At 57.7% G+C, this 20697-nt stretch carries 19 protein-coding genes; 7 read left to right on the top strand and 12 right to left on the bottom strand.

Features of this window, described 5'->3' with window-relative positions:
- Positions 1-196: 196 nt before the first annotated feature.
- The 3 genes from ACQY5R_RS12630 to tdh form a co-directional block, all read right to left on the bottom strand.
- Positions 197-949: an enoyl-CoA hydratase/isomerase family protein gene (locus ACQY5R_RS12630; protein WP_428608979.1), complete on the bottom strand. Its 753-nt coding sequence runs from the start codon at positions 947-949 to the stop codon at positions 197-199.
- 224 nt (positions 950-1173) lie between these two features.
- Positions 1174-2364 carry a glycine C-acetyltransferase gene (locus ACQY5R_RS12625; RefSeq protein WP_428608976.1) on the bottom strand — a complete coding sequence of 397 codons (1191 nt, stop codon included), beginning with the start codon at positions 2362-2364 and terminating at the stop codon, positions 1174-1176.
- A gap of 10 nt (positions 2365-2374) precedes the next feature.
- Positions 2375-3412 (bottom strand): L-threonine 3-dehydrogenase, encoded by a 1038-nt coding sequence (gene tdh, locus ACQY5R_RS12620; RefSeq protein ID WP_428608974.1) that lies wholly within the window; start codon positions 3410-3412, stop codon positions 2375-2377.
- Between the two features lie 103 nt (positions 3413-3515).
- Between tdh and ACQY5R_RS12615 the strand changes: the two genes are divergently transcribed.
- From ACQY5R_RS12615 to ACQY5R_RS12585, 7 genes are all read left to right on the top strand, one after another.
- Positions 3516-4097, top strand: coding sequence for a helix-turn-helix domain-containing protein (locus ACQY5R_RS12615; protein WP_428608972.1), 582 nt, complete (start codon positions 3516-3518; stop codon positions 4095-4097).
- A gap of 150 nt (positions 4098-4247) precedes the next feature.
- On the top strand, positions 4248-5213 hold the full coding sequence (gene msrP / locus ACQY5R_RS12610; protein WP_428608970.1) for a protein-methionine-sulfoxide reductase catalytic subunit MsrP: 966 nt from the start codon (positions 4248-4250) through the stop codon (positions 5211-5213).
- Between the two features lie 16 nt (positions 5214-5229).
- The gene (locus ACQY5R_RS12605; RefSeq protein WP_428608967.1) at positions 5230-5892 is read left to right on the top strand and encodes a sulfite oxidase heme-binding subunit YedZ; all 663 of its coding nucleotides are present in this window, start codon (positions 5230-5232) and stop codon (positions 5890-5892) included.
- Entirely contained in the window at positions 5889-6431 is a 543-nt protein-coding gene (gene msrB, locus ACQY5R_RS12600) for a peptide-methionine (R)-S-oxide reductase MsrB (RefSeq protein ID WP_428608965.1), read from the top strand. Before ACQY5R_RS12605 ends, msrB begins: the two co-directional genes overlap by 4 nt.
- An 11-nt stretch (positions 6432-6442) precedes the next feature.
- Positions 6443-7195: a DUF1223 domain-containing protein gene (locus tag ACQY5R_RS12595; RefSeq protein WP_428608962.1), complete on the top strand. Its 753-nt coding sequence runs from the start codon at positions 6443-6445 to the stop codon at positions 7193-7195.
- A 100-nt stretch (positions 7196-7295) separates the two neighbouring features.
- Positions 7296-8630 (top strand): MBL fold metallo-hydrolase, encoded by a 1335-nt coding sequence (locus tag ACQY5R_RS12590; protein ID WP_428608959.1) that lies wholly within the window; start codon positions 7296-7298, stop codon positions 8628-8630.
- 59 nt (positions 8631-8689) lie between these two features.
- Positions 8690-9166 carry a MaoC/PaaZ C-terminal domain-containing protein gene (locus ACQY5R_RS12585; protein ID WP_428608956.1) on the top strand — a complete coding sequence of 159 codons (477 nt, stop codon included), beginning with the start codon at positions 8690-8692 and terminating at the stop codon, positions 9164-9166.
- A 538-nt stretch (positions 9167-9704) separates the two neighbouring features.
- On the opposite strand, the gene ACQY5R_RS12580 is transcribed toward ACQY5R_RS12585, so the two are convergent.
- The 9 genes from ACQY5R_RS12580 to ACQY5R_RS12540 form a co-directional block, all read right to left on the bottom strand.
- Positions 9705-10802 (bottom strand): CaiB/BaiF CoA transferase family protein, encoded by a 1098-nt coding sequence (locus ACQY5R_RS12580; protein WP_428608953.1) that lies wholly within the window; start codon positions 10800-10802, stop codon positions 9705-9707.
- A 107-nt stretch (positions 10803-10909) separates the two neighbouring features.
- A complete protein-coding gene (locus ACQY5R_RS12575; protein ID WP_428608950.1) occupies positions 10910-12145 on the bottom strand; it encodes a phenylacetate--CoA ligase family protein in 1236 nt (411 codons plus the stop codon).
- Between the two features lie 158 nt (positions 12146-12303).
- Positions 12304-13119, bottom strand: a complete 816-nt coding sequence (locus ACQY5R_RS12570; protein WP_428608947.1) for an ABC transporter ATP-binding protein — start codon at positions 13117-13119, stop codon at positions 12304-12306.
- Between the two features lie 98 nt (positions 13120-13217).
- A complete protein-coding gene (locus ACQY5R_RS12565; RefSeq protein ID WP_428608945.1) occupies positions 13218-14546 on the bottom strand; it encodes an ABC transporter substrate-binding protein in 1329 nt (442 codons plus the stop codon).
- Positions 14547-14621: 75 nt separating this feature from the next.
- On the bottom strand, positions 14622-15701 hold the full coding sequence (locus ACQY5R_RS12560; protein WP_428608943.1) for a branched-chain amino acid ABC transporter permease: 1080 nt from the start codon (positions 15699-15701) through the stop codon (positions 14622-14624).
- Positions 15702-15704: 3 nt separating this feature from the next.
- On the bottom strand, positions 15705-16697 hold the full coding sequence (locus tag ACQY5R_RS12555; protein ID WP_428608941.1) for a branched-chain amino acid ABC transporter permease: 993 nt from the start codon (positions 16695-16697) through the stop codon (positions 15705-15707).
- Positions 16698-16713: 16 nt separating this feature from the next.
- On the bottom strand, positions 16714-17499 hold the full coding sequence (locus ACQY5R_RS12550; RefSeq protein WP_428608938.1) for an ABC transporter ATP-binding protein: 786 nt from the start codon (positions 17497-17499) through the stop codon (positions 16714-16716).
- A 14-nt stretch (positions 17500-17513) separates the two neighbouring features.
- Positions 17514-19499 carry an AMP-dependent synthetase/ligase gene (locus tag ACQY5R_RS12545; protein ID WP_428608936.1) on the bottom strand — a complete coding sequence of 662 codons (1986 nt, stop codon included), beginning with the start codon at positions 19497-19499 and terminating at the stop codon, positions 17514-17516.
- Positions 19500-19823: 324 nt separating this feature from the next.
- Complete coding sequence (locus ACQY5R_RS12540) at positions 19824-20657, bottom strand: universal stress protein (RefSeq protein ID WP_428608933.1); 834 nt, start codon at positions 20655-20657, stop codon at positions 19824-19826.
- Positions 20658-20697: the final 40 nt, after the last annotated feature.

The raw sequence follows: 20697 nt of genomic DNA, 5'->3' as shown, positions 1-20697 counted from the left end.
AGCAATTACCAACCTTTGTATGTCACCGAAGTCGTTATCGAATGATGAAAACGGTCGTGCTGATATATATCCGGTCTACTCGATAGTACGACTAAAATTTTTTGCATAGTGCAAGAAAAAGCCCCGCTCTTGGCAGGGCTCATATTGGTAAAGAAGACTTAGGTTCCGCCGCTTTATCCGCCTGCCGATACGCGGATTATTTTTTCAAGGTCTTGGCTACAAAGTCGCGGATCGCCGCATGCGTGGATTCAGCCTGCCACACTCGGTTAACCTCGTCACCAAACTGTTCATAGGCAACAGCCATGGCCTGTCTGGCCGGTTGGCGAGCGTGGGTCTTGGTGACGGCAAAGGCTTCCCGGCCGATTGAACCGAGATCTTCCGCTACCGCCATCGCTTTCTCCAGGAGCTGGTCGGCATCGACTATCTTATTGATCAATCCCTGCTCAAGGGCCATCTCGGGCGTGTAAGTCGCGCCACCGGTCATGATCGTTTCGAAAGTGTTGGCCGGTAGCTTGCTGCGCATTATCTCCATGGCGGAGATCGGGAAGGGTACGCCGACTCTCAGTTCGGGTACGCCAATCCGGCCTTTGCCCGCGGCCATCAGCGTGCGATCGGCGGTACAGGCGAGCAGGCATCCGCCGGCGATGGCGTGGCCGTTGAGCGCCGCAATGACCGGTTTGCGGCAGAAGAAGGCCGACTCGATCATGTCGTCCAGTGCCGGAAGGAATTGACGTACATACTCGACGCCGCCCTCCAGCAGACGGGGCAAATCAACACCGGCTGAGAAGATCTTGCCTTGCCCGGTCATGACCACGGCGCTGCAGTCGTCAGCATCCAACTCTTTGAAGGCGTCGCCGACGGCCCGTACAAACTCCAAGTCCATGGCATTGGCCGGTCCATGCTTCAAGTTCAGGATGGCGATAGCGTCGTGTCGATTGATCTCAAGCATGTCTGTCTCTCTATTCTGTTCGGCCGATACAAAGGTATTTTGGCGACAATAAAATCCTAACAACAGACCCCAGTGAGGTCTGTCATTTGGGTGACATTTAGGTGGATTTAGTTGATGACCTATGCGTGATCGGCCTCTGGGTCGAGGGCCTTTCCGCCGCATGGATGCGGAAGGTGCAGTCCATGAGATCTGTTGGTGAATTTTTATGAAGAAGCGGTAATCGGCTATAGGCCCATCTCCGCCTTAACCCGGCTGAATGCTTCGATCGCAAACGCCAGGTCATCTCGCGTGTGCGCCGCCGAGATCTGGGTGCGGATACGCGCCCTGCCTTGCGGGACGACCGGGAACGAGAAGGCCACCACATAGATCCCCTGGTCCAACATGCGTCGGGCAAACTCGACCGCTTTGGGCGCATCATAGAGCATGATCGGCACAATCGGGTGACTGCCCGGTAGCAGGTCAAATCCGGCACGCGTCAGACCGTCACGGAACAGGCGGGTGTTCTGTTCCAGTTGCGCGCGCAGCTCGCTGGATTGCTCCAGCAGATCCAGCGCGGCAATGGCCCCGGCCACTACCGGTGGTGCCACGGTGTTGGAAAACAGGTAGGGGCGGGAGCGCTGGCGCAACAGTTCCACGATCTCTTTGCGGCCGCTGGTGTAACCGCCGCTGGCACCGCCCAGCGCCTTGCCCAGGGTGCCGGTGGTGATATCCACCCGCTCCATGCATCCGCAATGTTCGTGGGTGCCGCGTCCATTTTCGCCGACAAAGCCGACCGCGTGGCTGTCGTCAAAGTGGACCAGGGCCTGGTAGCGTTCCGCCAGATCACAGATTTTATCCAGTTGGGCGTAGTAACCGTCCATGGAAAAGACGCCGTCGGTGGTGATCAACTTGAAGCGGGCACCGGCGGTGTCCGCCTGTTTGAGCTGCTGTTCCAGGTCGGCCATATCATTGTTTTTATAACGGTAACGTTTGGCGCGGCAGAGCCGGACGCCGTCTATGATCGAGGCGTGGTTCAATTCATCCGAGATCACCGCGTCTTCTTCGCCCAGCAGGGTTTCGAACAGGCCGCCGTTGGCGTCGAAGCAGGAGGGGTAGAGGATAGTGTCTTGCATGCCGAGAAAACGGCTCAGTCGCTGCTCCAGGGTTTTGTGGATGGTTTGGGTGCCGCAGATAAAGCGCACCGAAGCGAGACCGTAACCCCACTGTTCCAAACCCCGCTCGGCCGCTTCGCGGATCGCGGGATGTTGCGCCAGTCCCAGGTAATTGTTGGCGCAGAGATTGAGGATCTCGGCACCCTGGTTAACCGACACGTGCGCCCCCTGGGGCGAGGAGATAACCCGTTCGTCCTTATACAGGCCGGCTTCGCGGATGCTGTCGAGTTGCTGTTGCAGATGTTGTTGAAATTGCCCGTACATGGTCTGTTTCCTAATCTTCCCAGTTCAATATCACTTTACCCGACTGGCCCGACAACATGGCGTCGAAGCCGGCCTGAAACTCGCTGTAGTGGAAGTGGTGGGTGATGATCGGGGCGATATTCAGTCCCGCCTCGATAAATACCGACATCTTGTACCAGGTTTCGTACATCTCCCGGCCATAGACACCCTTGATGGTGAGCATGTTGAAGATCACCGTGTTCCAGTCGATTTGGGTCTCTTCGCCGACAATGCCGAGCAGGGCTATTTTGCCGCCGTGGCACATGTGGCTGATCATCTGGTTGAACGCTTCGGCGTTGCCGGACATCTCCAGTCCCACGTCGAAACCTTCACTCATGTTCAGTTCCTGTTTCACCGTTTCCAGGCTCTCGTGACGGACATCCACGGTGCGGTCTGCCCCCAGTCGTTTCGCCAGCTCGAGCCGCCAGGGATTGACGTCGGTAATCACCACGTGCCGGGCGCCGGCGTGTTTGCACACCGCGGCGGCCATGGCGCCGATAGGGCCGGCACCGGTGATCAGCACGTCTTCACCCAGCAGGTCGAACTGCAGGGCGGTATGTACGGCATTGCCGAAGGGGTCAAAAATGGCCGCTACATCCAGGTCGATACCGGGACGATGCTCCCAGACATTGGACATGGGCAGCGACAGGTATTCGGCAAATGCGCCGGTACGGTTGACGCCGACACCGCTGGTGTGGGCACAGAGATGACGCCGTCCGGCCATGCAGTTACGGCAGCGTCCGCAGACCACGTGTCCTTCGCCGGAGACGATCTCCCCCGGACTGAAGTCGATAACATTACTGCCCACCTCGACGATCTCACCGACAAATTCGTGTCCCACCACCATGGGTACCGGGATGGTCTTCTGTGCCCAACTGTCCCAGTTGTAGATGTGGATATCGGTGCCGCAGATGGCGGTGCGTTTTATCTTGATCAAGACATCGTTGATGCCGACGCTGGGCAGGGGAACCTCCTGCAGCCAGATACCGGGTTTCGCTTCCGCTTTGACCAGTGCCTTCATGGTGTTCATGTGATTCCTGGATATATTCCGCTATAATGGAAAAGTGTTTGGTATAGTAGAACTTGTATTTCCTATATACAAGAAAAAAATCCACTAATTGAGAGATTGAGCTATGACTCCCACTTCCAGAGAGACTGACAACACGGCCCTGACACTGGCCGAACGGGTCAAGCAACTGCGCAAGAAACAGGGGTTGACCCTGGAAGCGTTGGCCGTCGCCTCGGGAGTTAGTCGCTCCATGTTGAGCCAGATCGAACGGGGACAAGCCAATCCCACCCTGACCGTGGCCTGCCGGATTGCCCAGGCCTTCTCCATCTCGGTGGGCGAACTGGTGCATGAACCCTGGACCCAATCCGGAATTGAGGTGATCCGCGCCGATGACGCTTCGCACCTGTACCGGGCCGACGATCAGTGCCGCATCCGCACCCTGTCGCCGTTAAACATGGAGAAGAGCATCGAATTCTATGAAATCAGTATAGCCCCGGGGGCCGCGCTGCACAGCGCACCCCATTTTGAGGGCACCAAAGAGCTGTTTACCCTGCATAAAGGGGCGGTTGAGATCCGATCGGACGCGGATCACTGCAGCCTGAAAAAGGGCGATTCGGCCCATTACCGGGCCGATGTGGCGCATAGCATCTGCAATATCGGTAGCGGTCGGGCGGAGGGTTACCTGGTGGTGACCTACAGCAGCTGATAGCCCGCCAACGCACGATGACAGCGTCCGCCAAGCAGCGATGTTATGAAATTGTGATCATTGGGTGATGTCCGCGCCATACGTTTTCGGCATAGTTTCTCCCATACTGAATAAAGCGGTTCGCCGAACTCCTTGAATGGGAAAGTCGTTATGCTGATTAAAAAGCCCGAGGCTATCAAACCTTCCGAAATCACCGATCAATCCATCTATCTGGATCGACGCCGCTTTATCCGCGACAGTGGGCTGTTGGGGATCGGGGTAGCCTCGGCGTTGGCGGGGCTGCCCTGGGCAAAGAACTCCTGGGCCGAGACGCGGTCACCCAAACCGCTGACCAATCTACGCCCGGGTCCCTTCAGCAGCGATGAGAAGCCGACCGACTACGAGGATGCCACCAGCTACAACAACTTTTACGAATTCGGCACCCGTAAGAGCGATCCGAAAGTGCAGGCCCAGGCCTTCGTGCCCCGCCCCTGGTCGGTGGTGGTGGACGGGGCCTGTGAAAAACCCGGTACCTACGATCTGGAAGATTTCCTGCGACCCCATGCACTGGAAGAACGCATCTACCGGTTGCGCTGTGTTGAGGCCTGGTCGATGGTGATTCCCTGGGTGGGCTTCTCCCTGGGTGATGCCCTGAAACGTTTCCAGCCCACCTCTAAGGCCAAGTATGTGGCCTTTTACACCTTGCACGATCCCGCCCGGATGCCGGGCCAGAAGCGCCGGGTACTGGAGTGGCCCTACCGCGAGGGGTTGCGTATGGATGAGGCGATGCACCCGCTGGCCATGTTGGCGGTGGGTATGTACGGCGCCGAGCTACCGAACCAGAACGGGGCGCCGTTGCGTCTGGTGGTGCCATGGAAGTATGGCTTCAAGAGTATCAAGTCGATCGTGCGCATTAGTTTCACCGAGGAGCAACCGGTCTCCACCTGGAACCAGGTGCAGCCCTCCGAATACGGTTTTTACTCCAATGTGAATCCCCAGGTGGACCACTTGCGCTGGAGCCAGAAGAAGGAGCGGCGCATCGGCAACTGGTTGAAGCAGGAGACCCAGATGTTCAACGGTTATGCCGACCAAGTGGCGTCGCTCTATAGCGGCATGGATCTGAAGAAGTACTTTTAACCGGAGGCGGTAGTTGATGACCCGCGCACAGATCATTAGCCGATTGCTGAAGCCGGCGCTGTTTATCCTGTTGCTGGTGCCGTTGGCGCTGCTGGTGCAACGGGGCTTTAGCGATACGCTGGGGGCCAACCCGGTCGAGACGATTACCCACCAGACCGGCCTCTGGGCGCTGCGTCTGCTGCTGTTGACCCTGGCTATCACGCCGCTTTGCCGCATAACGGGCATCAATGAGTTCGTGCGCTTGCGGCGTATGATCGGACTCTACAGCTTTATGTATGCGCTGCTGCACTTCTCCACCTACGCGGTGTTGGACCATAGTCTCGATCTGACCGCCATTCTGGCCGACGTCGTGAAGCGGCCCTATGTGACGGTCGGCTTCAGCGCCTTCCTCATGCTGATTCCCCTGGCGGCTACTTCACATAACCGGATCATTCGCCTGCTGGGCGGCAAACGCTGGAAGCGGTTGCACCGGTTGGTCTATTTCTGTGCGCTGGGCGGTGTGCTGCACTACCTCTGGCTGGTGAAGGCGGACACCCTGTCGCCGTTGCTCTATCTGGCCGGATTCCTGGTGCTGATGTCTTTCCGTCTGCCGCCCCAGGTTCGCGCTCGGTTGCGTGGCGGGTGGCGCCGCTTGTCGCTGGCTCAATTCGGTGGGCGGCTGTTGAAGGAGGAATCATGATCAAGCTCTCTGCACGACTGGCTGCCCTGTGTCTGGCCCTGGGCATGGGCGATCTGTCCGTGGCCGGCTCGCCGGCCTCTGCTGAAGGACGATGGACGCGCCCACCCGAACAGGAGATCAAAGCGCGCTTGACGCCGGAGCAGTACCGGATCACCCAGGAGGAGGGGACGGAGCGGGCCTTCAACAACGCCTATTGGGACAACCATGCGGCGGGTATCTACGTGGATATCGTCTCCGGTGAACCGCTATTCAGCTCCCGTGACAAGTTTAAGTCCGGAACCGGTTGGCCCAGTTTCACCCGGGCGCTGGAGCCGAAGCATGTGCTGCAAAAGAATGACTGGAGTTGGGGGATGCGACGGACCGAGGTGCGCTCTTACTATGCCGATTCGCATTTGGGCCACCTGTTCCATGACGGGCCACCGCCTACCGGCTTGCGTTTCTGCATCAATTCAGGGGCGTTGCGTTTTATCCCGGTCGAGAAACTGGAGCAGGCCGGCTACGGCGAGTATCTCAGTCAATTCCAAGCCCCCGCGCATTGAGGAGAGAGCATATGGCTACTGGTAAGAGATTGATTAAAAGCGGCTTAGGGGTGCTGTTGGCGACGCTGGTCAGTGGGAATTTGCTGGCGGACACCGTACGCATCGAGAGTGGCGACCGGCGGGTTAACCTGGTTGAACTCTATACCTCGGAAGGGTGCAGCAGTTGTCCGCCTGCCGAGGCGTGGCTGAATGGGTTCATCAAGGATGAGGGGCTCTGGCAGCAGGTGATTCCACTCGCTTTTCATGTGGATTACTGGGATTACATCGGCTGGCAGGATCGCTACGCCCAGCCCCGTTTCTCCGATCGCCAGTACCGTTACCAGCGTGAAGGTGGCATCCGCACGGTCTATACCCCCGGCGTACTGGTCAATGGCGAAGAGTGGCGGCGCTGGTTTCGTCAACGTCCCGCCCTGGCAAATGAAACGGTTGGGGCATTGAGCCTGGAGGTTGCCGATAACCGAGTGAAGGCGCGGTTTGAACCGGTGAAAAAGCCGGCTGGCGGACTGCGTTTGCATCTGGCGGTGGTCGCTTTTGGTCTGGAGAGTGACGTGGCGGCAGGTGAAAATCGGGGCCGTGATTTGCGCCATGACTTTGTGGTGGTGGGGTTGAATGCCAGCGACTCAACGGATCTGCAGTGGCAATCGCCCTTGCCGGAGATCAAACAGACCGACGCAAAACGTCTGGCCCTGGTCGCCTGGGTCAGTGAACCGGAGCGCCAAGCGCCGCTGCAGGCGGCGGGTGGTTGGCTGCCGACAAGCGAATAGAGCGGTGCAGGTCCTATAAACCACTGAGATACTGTGTTATTGCGTCCACTTCCCTGACCCTATGGTATCATTTGCAACAAACCTGATAGGGGAAGTTGTTATGCGTGATGCCGTTACCGCTGTACTGGTACATGGGGAAGAGGTGTTTGTGATCAAACGCCAGGATTATCTGCGTGCATTTCCTGGCTATTACGCTTTTCCCGGCGGCAAAGTGGACGAAGAGGATGCCGGTTACCGCTATAGCCATCCACATATTGCCGGATTTAAGCCGGAAAGGATTCGCGCACTGATCAGGGAGCTGGATGAAGAGCTGGGTTTCGATCTGGAGCAAGCCATCGTGCAGGATCAAGTGGAGCAGGTAGCACTGATGGGGATCGCCGTCACGCCCCCTTTCGAACGCGTCCGTTTTCATGCCCACTACTACAAGATTGTGCTGAAATCCAAGCCGGTATTTCGTCCCCACAGCGACGAGATCGCCTGGTCCGACTGGCTGCATCGGGATGCCTTTCTGGAACGCTACGAATCGGGCCAGGGGATGATGGTGGTACCGATCATGCGCACTGCCCGCGCCTTTGCCGAGGACATGGCTACCCGCACCATCGAACCGTTCAATCTCGATTATGACGAGCAGCGCGAACTCGCCTACCTGGAGATGATCCGCGGCCTCGGTTATATACCCACACCGTCCAATACGCTGCCGCCGGCCGAATACACCTATGCGCTGATCGTCGGTGATGGTGGCGCACCGCGTTATCTGGTGGATCCGGCCCCGGAATCCGATGCCGTGTTGCAGTTGATGTTCAATACCCTGGAACGCTATCCGGTGGACGGTATCCTGATTACCCACCACCATCGGGATCATCACGAACGCGCGCCGGAGATCGCGCAACAGCTCGGTTTACCGCTCCTCTGTTCCCGTAAGACCGAACAGCATCTGTTACGCTGCAACGGCGCTGACTATCTGCAGGGTGTCGAGGTGATTCACGTGCAAGAGGGTACACACCTCACCCAGTGGCTGGGCCGGGATGTGCACTGTTATGAATTGCCCGGGCACGATGACGGCATGATCGGTCTGGCACCGGTGGATATGTCCTGGTTCTTTGTGGCCGATCTGGTGCAGCCCATGGCCACGGTGGTGATTCCCGAGCCGGAAGGCAATATGCAGGATTACTTCAATACCCTGCAGCGCATTATCGATCTGCAACCCAGAGCGATTGTCTCTTCCCACGGCATCCCGATAGGCGGTACCCACCTGCTGGAAAAAACCCTGCAGCATCGGCAGGAGCGGGAGGCACAGATCCGCACGCTGATCGACGAGGGTGATGATCTGGATCAGATCGTGCAAAAACTCTACCGGGGCATTCCCAGTAAGCTGATACCATTGGCTGAGCAGAATGTCAGACAACATCTGCGAAAGCTGGGATACGCGATATAAATATCGATTAATGGCTGAGCATCCCGGCGTTTTTTCAATTCAGAACTGGGGAATTCTGCATGGCCACCATGGAAAATATACCGTACAGCGAACTGCAGTTGGGCACCTCTGCCCGTTTCAGCAAACGACTTACCGAAGAGGATCTGGTGCTGTTCGCCAAGATATCTGGCGACGTTAATCCGGTGCATCTGGATGAAGCCTTCGCCAGGGAGACGCCATTCAAGGGACGCATCGCCCACGGTATGTGGACCGGGTCGGTGATCTCCGCTGCAGTGGCCACCGTATTGCCGGGACCCGGCACCATCTATCTGCAACAGAACCTGCAGTTTCGCCGCCCGGTCCGTCCGGGTGATGAAATCACCGTGACGCTTAGCGTGACCGGTAAGCTGGACGATGCCAAGCGTCACGTTACCCTGGATTGTCAGGTGCACAATCAAGAGGGGGAGTTGGTGGCCAAGGGGGATGCTCGGGTGATCGCGCCGGAACAGAAAGTGCGTTTGGAGAAGCCGGAATTGCCGGCAATCCGGATCGGATAAATACCTGGGAGTCGATTGGCGGCAGTATCGTTGGAAAAGGGCAGGCACAGAGGCCTGCCCCTACCAACGGTTCCATTTCAGCTTGTTTCCGTAAACGGCTACGATATGTGCCGAATCTAAACCGTTTGGTACGACTTTTCCCGTTATGGACTATCAGATTGGCAAGAAGAGAGGTAGGGCACTTTCCCGTTCGGCCTGTCGAGCATCGCAGGGCTGAGCGGGAATAAGCGTGAAATTGTCTGAGCCGCACAGCGGCGAGTTTTTTCACGCGCCGCTCAGACCGAGAAGCGCAGAGGACCCGAAGGGCAGGCTGACCGGGGAAAGGCTTTTGGGTACTTTTGGCCGCAAAAGTACCTCGCCTAAAGGACTTTAGGCCGGGCGAAACGTGTAACCATGTATTGCGATTGGCTACGGTAATGTTCTGAAATAAATACAGCCAGGTAGGGTGGGCACGCTGTTTGTGCCCACGCGGACGGTGTAGTACGGCCAATAAAGGTAGGCAGGTTGTCTGTGCCCATAGCGATCCGTCAGCTTACGATCACTCCGGGAGCCAATCCACGCTCTCCCCATCCCCAATCTCAATCATACGATGGGGTAACCGGCAGGGCGCGCCGTTGATCCAGGCCGGGTAGGCCGGTTCCCATTTGTTGAGCAGGCCGCGGGCTTCCACCTGTGGATGGTGTTTCGCCTGGTCCAGGGTGGGTATGGTTTCAAAGCAGCAGTCCACGTCACCCAGTAGATGCTGCCAGTGTTCCAGCGGCTGGGAGAGAAACAGTTCCCGCAACTCCTGGATCAGCGCGGTCTGGGGCATATTCTCCAGATGCCGGGGTATCCAGGCTTGGCGGTCGACCGCTTCGCAGAAGGCGCGCCAGAACTTGGCCTCCAGCGGTGCCAGGGCGAGGAACTGGTTATCGGCCGTTTCATAGATGTTGTAGCAGGCGGCGCCGCCATTCAGCAGTAGCTGCTCGCGCTGCAGTCCGGCGTTCTCTTTCGCCTCGCTCAGTCCCAGATACTGCCAAGCCATGGCGGAATCGAACAGGCTGATATCGATGAATGCACCGTTGCCGCTCTTTACTCGACCCAGCAGGGCCGATTGGATGGCCGTCACCGCCTGCATCGCGCCGGCATGGTCCGCCAGCGGCGGGAAGATGATCATCGGTTGGGAGAGGGTGCCGGTGGCGCTCAGCGCACCGCTGGCCGCGCAGTAGGTCAAGTCGTGTCCGGCGTGATCGCGATAGGGGCCGTTCTGGCCGAATCCGGACAGGGCGCAATGGATTAGTTGAGGGTTGAGCAGTTCCAGCCGCGTGCGGTCGAAGCCGAGCCGGTCCATCACGCCGGGCCGAAAGGATTCCAGCAGTACATCGGCATTTTTCAACAGGCGGGACAGCTCCGCCTTGCCCTGATTTGACTTCAGATCCAACCTGACCACCCGCTTACCACGATTCAGGTGGCGATACAGAGCGGATGGCATAGCATTGTCCGAGAGCATGAAGTTGCGCATCGGATCACCGCGTGGCGGTTCAACCTTGATGACATCGGCACCCAGGTCAGAAAGCATGCGGGTGGCAAAGGGGCCGGGGATATATTGCGATAGATCCAGCACCCGATAGCCGGCAAGAAAGCTTTGGTTTTTCATCGCGCTATTTTGCCAGAAAAATGCGGTTTAGCCTGTACTTTTATTGAACAGGTGTGAATGGATGGGGTGTTATGCCATCCATTCCTATCCCGGTCATTAAGAGACAGTCAGTCGTATTTGCGAATGTCATCGATCACCTTGCCGTCATTCGGCAGTGCATCGGGCGGCAGACGCAGAGTTTCGCCGCGCACCTTGCAGATATCCCGGATGCTGTCGGCAATCGCCTTGTCGAGTTCGGGTGATGTATTTTCCGCTTCGTATTGCAAGGTGATCTGGTCGCTTTCGTTGATCCAGTCGACCACCAGCCGTGCCTTGCGGATCTCCTGGTGCCGTTTGATGACCCGGTCCACCTGCTCCGGATGGATGAACATGCCCCGCACTTTGGCGGTCTGGTCGGCCCGTCCCATCCAGCCTTTGATGCGGCGGTTGGTGCGTCCGCACGGGCTGATCCCGGACAGGATGGCGGAGAGATCACCGGTGGCAAAGCGGATCAACGGATAGTCGGGATTGAGGCTGGTGACCACCACTTCACCCACTTCGCCATCGGCCACCGGCTCACCGGTACCGGGGCGAACGATTTCCACATAGACCCCTTCATCGATCACCAATCCCTCCATGGCATCGGTCTCATAGGCAATAACACCCAGGTCGGCGGTGGCATAACACTGCAGCACCTGGATGCCTCGCTTTTTAAAGCCTTCCCGGAGTGGAGGGGGCAGCGCCTCCCCGGACACCAGCGCCTTTTTCAGGCTGCTGACATCGGCCTCCATCTGGTCGGCTTTTTCCAGGATGATCTTCAGAAACGAGGGCGTGCCGACGTAACCGTTCGGCTTCAGATCGGCGATGGTCTGCACCTGCAGTTCCGTCTGGCCGACCCCGGCGGGGATCACCGCACAACCCAACGCATGGGCACCGCTGTCCAGCATGGCCCCGGCCGGAACAAAATGGTAAGAGAAGCAGTTGTGCACCAGTTCGCCCAGTCTGAAACCGGCGGCGTACAGGGCGCGTGCGAAGCGCCAGTTGTCATGCCGTTTAGTGCCCGGTTCATAGATTGGACCGGGAGAGGCAAAGACCTGAGTCAACTCGGGGGGCTGCACGGCAGCCAGACCGCCAAAGGGCCGGGACTTTTGCTGCAGCTCAATCAGTGCGGATTTACGTGTGAGCGGCAGTTGTGCGATCGCTTCGGCAGACGTAATCGCTTTCGGGTTCACGTCAGCGAGGATCTTGCCATACGCCGGGGCCTTGGCCTTGGCGTGAGCAACCTGGGCGGCAACGGCCTTAATCAGTGCCTGTTGGCGTGTCCGGGGGTCCTGGGTTTCCAGTTCATCGTAATAATTTGTCATGGTACTGCGAGCCCGCATCTGGTGTGATTGGCCAATCCAGGGCAATCGGTCTTTGCATTCGCCGCTGGGTGATTTTGGCTGGGTGGCCGCTGCTTGCCGCCACTGTGATCAGCCGTTATGAAATCGGTGGCGACCAAAGATCGCCACGCAACTGCCCGCTATGACAGCCAGCGCTTGCGGCGGCGGTAGTTCTTCACGTCACGGAAGCTCTTGCGCCCCTCGGTGGAGATACCCAGGTAGAACTCCTTGACGTCTTCGTTCTCACCCAGCTCCTTGGCGTTGCCTTCCATCACCACGCGTCCGTTCTCCATGATGTAGCCATAGTCGGAGTAGCGCAGGGCGACGTTGGTATTCTGTTCGGCCAGCAGGAAACTGACCCCTTCATTTTGATTCAGTTTTTTGACGATCTCGAAGATCTCTTCCACCAGTTGGGGAGCCAGACCCATGGAGGGTTCGTCCAGCAGAATCATCTCCGGCTGTGCCAGCATGGCACGACCGATGGCGCACATCTGTTGCTCGCCACCAGAGGTGTATCCAGCCTGACTGTTGCGGCGTTCGCGCAGTCGCGGGAAATAGTCGTAAATCAATTCGAGACTCTGGGCGATCGCCTTGCGGCCGTCGCGTCGGGTATAGGCGCCGGTCAGCAGATTCTCTTCGATGGTGAGATGTTCAAAGCAGTGACGTCCTTCCATCACTTGCACGACACCGCGTTTCACCAGGTCTGATGGATTCAGGCTCTCTACCGCTTCACCCTTGTAGAGGATGTTACCCTTGGTCACGTCTCCGCGTTCTGCGCCAAGCAGGTTGGAGATCGCTTTGAGGGTAGTCGATTTACCTGCACCGTTGGCACCGAGCAAGGCGACAATGCCACCTTTCGGTACTTCCAGGGAGACACCCTTCAGCACCAGAATGACGTGATCGTAGATCACCTCGATATTGTTGACCTCTAAAAAGGCTTGCGCGTTGTCAGTCATGCTGTGCCTGTTCTTTCTCTGTGTGTTGGGAGATGTCCCCGCAGCCGGTATGACTGCGGGGACCTCGTTCGGCGGATCAAATCCGCCGATTACCGCGATCAGTTACAAGCGCGGGGGGTGATGCTTTTCTCTTTGGCATAGGCGGCCGCTGAGCCCTCGTACATGGTACGCAGCATCTCGCTGTTCGGCTCGATCCAGTCGGTGATTGCCTTCCACTGTTTGCCATCCCACTGGGTGACTTTGGCACGGCCCTTACCCAGGTGATCGGCACAGCTCAGCTTGATCGGGTCGAACAGGCCCTCGGCGCCGATCGCCTTCAGGCGAGCCGCGTCGATATCCAGACGATCCAACGCCCACTGCACCTGTTCACCGGTCATCGGTTTGTTACCGAAGTGGTTCATGGCGCCACGCAGGGCCTCGGTCAGGATGACCGCACTCTGCACGCCTCGGTTGTAGGCCACCTCACCGATACCGGCTTCCGACTTGGCGGAACCCTTACCGTTGGCATAGAGCACTTTCTTGATCATCTTGTGCACGTCAAAATTATCGCCTACGCCGTTGAACTGCAGCGATTTATAGCCCACAGCCGCGTTGCCGGCCGGTACCATGTCGGCATCGTTGCCGGACCACCAGACACCGATAAATTTGTCACGCGGGAAGTTGACGGCGGCCGCTTCCTTGATAGCGGTAGCGTTCATGACGCCCCAGCCCCACATCAGCACATAGTCGGGACGCAGTTGACGGCCAATCTTCAGCCAGGTGGCTTTTTGTTCCAGACCGGGGTGCGGTACCGGGAACAGGGAGAGCTTGAAACCATGCTGATCGGCCAGCGCTTCCAAGGTTTTGATCGGCTCTTTACCGTAAGCGGAGTCATGGTAGACCAGTGCGATCTTTTTACCCTTCAGGTTGCCGTAACCGCCCTCTTCACTGGCGATGTAGTGGATGGCGATATCCGCGCCACCCCAGTAGGTTGCAGGGGGTACGAAAACGTAGGGGAAGATGGTGCCGTCGGCTGCATCAGCGCGACCGTAACCGGAGGTGATCAACGGAATCTTGTCGGCCACCACGCGGTCGAGCAGAGCATAGGTGATACCGGTGGAGAGCGGCATAACCGCCGGCATACCGGTGCTGCCTTTACCCTTCATGCGCTCGTAACACTCCACACCTTTGTCGGTGTTGTAGGCGGTGTCACACTCTTCCAGGTCGAGTTTGACACCGTTGATGCCGCCGTCGCGCTCGTTGAGCAGATTGATGTAATCGGCGAAGCCGTCTGCCCAGGGGATACCGCCCGGCGCATACGGCCCGGTACGGTAAACCGTGGAGCCGACGAATTGGCTGTCTGCAGCCATAACGGCGGGAGCAGAGACCAGGCTTGCCATGCCGACGGCAGCGGCGATGATACCGGTTTTAACTTTATTGATATTCACTCGTTGTTTCCTCCATCTGAACAATCACAAGTTATCCTGAACGGATTGTTGAACTTGTACGTCTAAAGTCCCTCATCAGTAAGGGAACGGCCAAAGCCGTAGTTTTTCCTTCGTAATCTGCCAAAGCCGGGCGAGACCGTGCGGCTCGACAATCAGGAAGAAGATGATCAAGGCACCAAATACCATCGCCTCGATGTGAGAGATAATGTCCACCGGAATATTCAGGCCGAACCAGTGGGGAGCATTGGATAGGAAGATCGGCAACAGCACGATAAAGGCCGAGCCCATGAAGGCTCCCATGATGGAGCCGAGGCCACCGATAATGATCATAAACAGGATCTGGAAGGAGCGGTTGACATCGAATGCCAACGGTTCCACCGATCCGGTATGCACGAAGGCCCACAACGCCCCGGCGATACCGCATAAAAATGAGCTGTAGGCGAACGCCTTCAGTTTTGTCGGCAGCATTTTGATGCCAATGATTTCGGCGGCGATATCCATATCGCGCACCGCCATCCACTCACGCCCGATATTGGAACGTACCAGGTTCTTGGTGACCAGGGCGAGCAGGACGACGATCGTCAGGGCGAACAGGTATTTGGCGACCACCGTGGCGTGGGCACCGGTGACCATTACGTCACCGAAAACCGTCATGGGCGGCGCGTTGATGACACCGGATGAGCTGTAGTTGGTAAACCAGCCGAATTTATTGAACATCCAGATCAGGAAGAACTGGGAGGCCAGGGTGGCCACGGCCAGATAGAACCCCTTGATGCGCAGTGACGGGACACCGAACAGAATGCCGACGCCGGCGGTGATGGCACCGGAAAACAGCAGCACAAACAGGATGTGCATCCCCGGAAACAGGGTGGCCAGCTTGTAGGCGGCGAAGGCGCCGGTAGCCATGAAGCCGCCGGTACCCAGACTCAACTGACCGGCATAGCCGGTGAGCACGTTCAGGCCGATCGCGGCCAGTGCCAGGATCAGGAACGGCAACATGATGGTGCCGAGCCAGTAGTCGCTGGAAAAGGTCGGTATCACCAGGAAGGCGAGGACCAGGATGGCCCACATGAACCAGCGGTCCTGACGGATCGGCAAGATCGCTTGATCGGCATTGTAGGAGGCTTTGAATTCTCCAGCTTCACGGTAAAACATGCGTTACACCCTCTCGATGATCTTTTCGCCAAACAGCCCTTGTGGACGGAATACCAGGAAGGCCAGCGCCAACATGTAGGCAAACCAGTCTTCGATACCACCGCCCATCAGCGGTGCAATAAATACTTCAGCCAGCTTTTCACCGGCGCCGATCAGCAGACCGCCGATGATCGCGCCCGGTACCGAGGTGAATCCGCCGAGGATCAGTACCGGCAGGGCCTTTAGAGCGATTAACGCCAGGGAGAACTGAACCCCCAGCTTGCTACCCCACATGATGCCGGCCACCAACGCCACGATGCCGGCTACGGCCCAGACGATGACCCAGATATGCTTCAGCGGGATACCCACGCTCAGCGCCGCCTGGTGGTCGTCGGCCACGGCACGCAGGGCTCGCCCGATGCGGGTGTACTGGAAGAACAGGGCCAGGACAATTACCAGGACGCCGGCGATCACGGCGGCAATCAAGTCAAAGTCATTGATCAGGATCTGGCCGCCAAAGTAGAAGTCGGGGTTTTGGGAAAAGCCGATATCCAGGAGTTTGACTTCCGAACCCCACAAGGTTTGGCCAAAACCATCCAGAAAATAGGCGATGCCGATGGTGGCCATGAACAGGATGATGTGCTCCTGGTTGACCAGTGAGCGCAGTACCACCCGCTCGATGGCGATGGCCAACATCAGCATGACCACTAGGGTGGTAATGACAGCGAGCCACATGGGCAGGCCCATTTCGTTCAGGCCGACCAGGGTCAGGGCGGAGAACAATACCATGGCGCCCTGGGCAAAATTGAATACGCCGGAGGCCTTGAAGATCAGCACGAAGCCCAGGGCAACCAGCGAATACATGACACCGGCCAGCAAGCCGCCGATCGCCACTTCGAAGAAGAAGGGCCACTCAAAGAAGATATCTTCAGACAGCTTTCCCGCTGTCCAGGGAATGACCACCATCAGCAGGAGTGAAGCAAGGATGATATAGATGACATCGCGTTCGAGGCGCATTGATTTCTCTCCCGAATTAGTGTGAAACGCCAAGATAGGCGTCGATCACGTCCTGGTTACTGCGCACCACATCGGGTGTGCCATCGGCAAGCTGACGACCGTAGTCGAGTACCACCACGCGATCGGAAAGATCCATGACCACACCCATATCGTGTTCGATCAATACAATGGTGGTGCCGAACTCGTCGTTGATGTCGAGGACAAAGCGCGACATATCTTCCTTCTCTTCCACATTCATACCGGCCATCGGTTCATCCAGCAGCAGAATCTCCGGCTCGGCGGCGAGTGCCCGGCCCAGTTCCACCCGCTTCTGCATGCCGTAGGGGAGGCGGCCTACCGGCGTCTTGCGGATCGCCTGGATCTCCAGGAAGTCGATGATCTCTTCCACCTTGCGGCGGTGTTTGATCTCCTCCTTCTGCGCCTTGCCCCAGTAGATGGCCTGGGACAGCATGCCGGACTTCATCTTCAGGTTGCGTCCGGTCATGATGTTGTCCAGGGTACTCATGCCCTTGAACAGGGCGATGTTCTGGAAGGTGCGGGCGATGCCGAAACCGGCCGCTTCATGTACCTTCATGTTTTTGCGCACCTCACCGCGAAAGGTGATCTCCCCCTCTTGCGGATGATAGACACCGTTGATGACATTGAGCATGGAGCTCTTACCGGCACCGTTGGGTCCGATAATGGAGCGGATTTCGCTTTTGCGGATATCGAAGCTGATGTTGTTCAGCACCCGCATCGCCCCGAAGGAGAGCGAGATATTCTTCAGGTCGAGGATCACTTCCCCGATAGCGCGTTCTTTCATTTCCGGGTGTCTCCTCAGCTCGCCTTCTTCAGGGGCTCGGTTAAATGGGTCTCCGCGTTGCAGATCCGGATGTCTGCTTCTATCAAGCCCCGGCGCCCATCCTCGTATTTCACCTCGGTGGAGGTGTGGACCTCTTTGGCGTCGCTGTAGAGCGCATCGACCAGGTCGTGATACTTCTCCGAGATGAAGCGTCGACGCACCTTGCGGGTACGGGTCAACTCGTCGTCATCCGGGTCCAGCTCCTTGTGTAGAATCAGGAAACGGTGCACCTGCGATTCACTCAGCATGGGATCGTCGAGCAGTTCCCTGTTGACCTGGTTGACGCATTCCAGGATCAGATCGTAGACCTCCGACCGGCCCGCCAGATCGGTGTAGCCGGAATAGGGCAGGCCGCGACGCTCGGCCCAGTTGCCGACTGATTCCAGGTCGATATTGATGAAGGCGCAGACCTGGTCGCGATCGTGACCAAAGGCTACCGCCTCCTTGATATGGGGGAAGAACTTGAGTTTGTTCTCGACGTAGTTGGGGGCAAAAATGGCGCCGCTGGAAAGCTTGCCGACATCTTTGGCGCGGTCGATGATCTTCAGGTGACCATCCTCGTCCAAGAATCCGGCGTCGCCGGTGAGGAAGTAACCCTCCGCGTTCATGGTCTCCGCCGTGTCTTCCGCCCGGTTGTAGTACTCGGCAAACAACATGGGACCCTTGACCAGTACCTCACCATTGTCGGCGATCTTGATCTCCACATTGGGTGCCGGCATGCCGACGGTATCGAGTTTGACGTCACCGTTCGGCTGCAGGCAGACGTACGCGCAGGTTTCGGTGGATCCGTAAAGTTGTTTGAGATTGATGCCCAGTGAGCGGTAGAAGCGGAACAGGTCGGGGCCGATGGCGGCGCCCGCCGTGTAGGCTACCCGCAGTTTGCTCATGCCGAGCACGTTGCGCAGCGGACCGTAAACCAGGAAATCGCCCAATCGGTAAAGCAGTCGATCACGGGTGGAAACAGCCTGGCTGCCGGACAGTATCTCGGCGCCACAGCGGCGGGCCACATCCATAAAGTAGTCGAACAGGTGGCGCTTGATGGCGCTGGCATCCTGCATGCGGACCATCACCTGGGTCAGCAGGTTTTCAAATACGCGGGGCGGTGCGAAATAGTAGGTCGGGCCGATCTCCCGCATGTCGGTCATGACCGTCTCCGCCGACTCCGGGCAGTTGACGGTAAAGCCGGTGACCAATGCCTGGGCGTAGGAGAACAGGTGGTCGCCCACCCAGGCCATCGGCAGGTAGGCGAGCATGCTGTCGTCGGCGTTGAGGCCGTCGAAATTGGCTCCACCCGCGGCGGCTTCGATGAAGGCGTGGTGGGTCTGGCAGACACCTTTGGGCTTGCCGGTGGTGCCCGAGGTGTAAAGGATTACTGAGACATCGTCGGTACGCCCTTTGGCGATCTGCTGGTCCAGGTAGTCTGGATTCTGGGCTTCGAATTCGCGTCCGCGCGCCTGCAGCTCTTCAATATAGGTGCAGAAATTTTTGTCGTAGTCGCGCATGCCCTTGGGGTCTTCGTAGATCACCCCCTCCAACGCCGCATACTGCTCCTTCACCTCAAGCATCTTGTCGGTCTGCTCCTGATCTTCCACCAGGGCGAAGCGCACTTCGGCATCCTGCAGCACGTAGACCATCTCATCGGCAACCGAGTCCTGATACAGTGGGACCGGAACGCCGCCCAGACACTGGGCGGCGGCAAATCCCCAATACAGGCGGGGGCGGTTGTCGCCAATGATGGCCAGTTTGTCGCCGGGCTTGAAGCCCATGGCGGCCAGACCACAGGCTAGCGCGCGGACTTCGTCGGCCACTTCGGACCAGGTCCACGACTGCCAAATACCGAGATCCTTTTCACGCATTGCCACTTTGTTGCCGCGTACCTGGGCGTGGTTCAGCAGCAACTTAGGGAAGGTATCCAGCGTCTTGCGCTCCTGCCCGTTCGCTTGGTTTGGGGGTAATGACATGCCCTCAACTCCTCTCACTGTCAATAATCCAGCGACTGTTGCGCCGGTAAATGTGTAAACGGTTACGCCGAAAACCGGGCGTTAAATGCGTATTGGATCTTGCTTACTAGTGGTTATTATAGGTTCAACAGTTTACGTAAACGTAAATAAGTAATAATTTCCGTTTACGTAAACGTAAATTACGTGCAACACTAATTAAAAATGCCTGAATGGTCAATACGGTTTTTATCTTTTTATTATTGCTAGGCGCCGTTTGTGCTGTTTACCGGGGTGGGGTAGACCACCCCGGGGGCTGCTTGGCAGGGATTCCCCTGATTCAACAGTTTAGTGCGACATCAGCACCGGCGTGGTCATATGTTCGAATATCTTTTGCGTCACGCCGCCCAGGATCAACTCCCGGAAGCGGTGATGGCCATAGGCGCCCATCACCAGCAAGTCAGCCCGTTCGTCGGAGAGGCAGTTGAGTATCAAATTGCCTTCATCTACCCCCCGGGTTGAGAACTGGTCGCTCTCCACGTTGATGCCGTGGCGGGCCAGATGGGCGGCGGCCTGATCGACGGTGACGCTCGAGAGCCGCTTATCCTTTTTCTTTGGGTTGATGGCGACGACCTTGACTTTTTTTGCCTCTGATATCAATGGGATAGAGTCATTTAGCGCGCGTACGGATTCGCGCCCAGGCGTCCAGGCAACCACCACTTTTTTTCCAACGGTTTTGAACTCGCCGGCGTAGGGGATGATCAGTACCGGGCGGCCGGTCTCCAGTACCAGGTGCTCCGGCATATCTTCCGGCACGCTGCCATTGGTACGTTTGGCATCATGTTGGCCAACGATGATCATATCGGCCTGTTGGGTCTGCTGGATCACTTGATTCATCAACTGATCCATGTTGCTGGGCAGTTTGGCGGTAATCCAGTTCAGCGTGACGCCAGCTTTCTCGGCCAGTTTGGCGTATTTGCCCTGGAACTGTTCGCTCAGGGCCTGGTGATCCTGGTGGCGCTTGGCCATGTTCGGCTCAAATCCTTTCAGCGCGGGGTCGGCGCGGGCGAAGAGGGCGGTCAGCCCCGCCTCATTCTGCTTGGCGATTTGGATGGCGATCTTGACCCGCTTGTCGCAGTGTGGCGTATCGTCGATGTGAACAAGTATGTCTTTCAGTGACATGGAGTAGTCTCCCCCTCATGCGTATGGCTTGGCTAAGCGC

The sequence above is a fragment of the Sedimenticola sp. genome (genome assembly GCF_050289425.1).
GTDB lineage: Bacteria > Pseudomonadota > Gammaproteobacteria > Chromatiales > Chromatiaceae > Sedimenticola.
The sequence above is the reverse complement of the archived record's forward strand: the minus strand, read 5'-3'. Positions and strand labels throughout refer to the sequence as shown.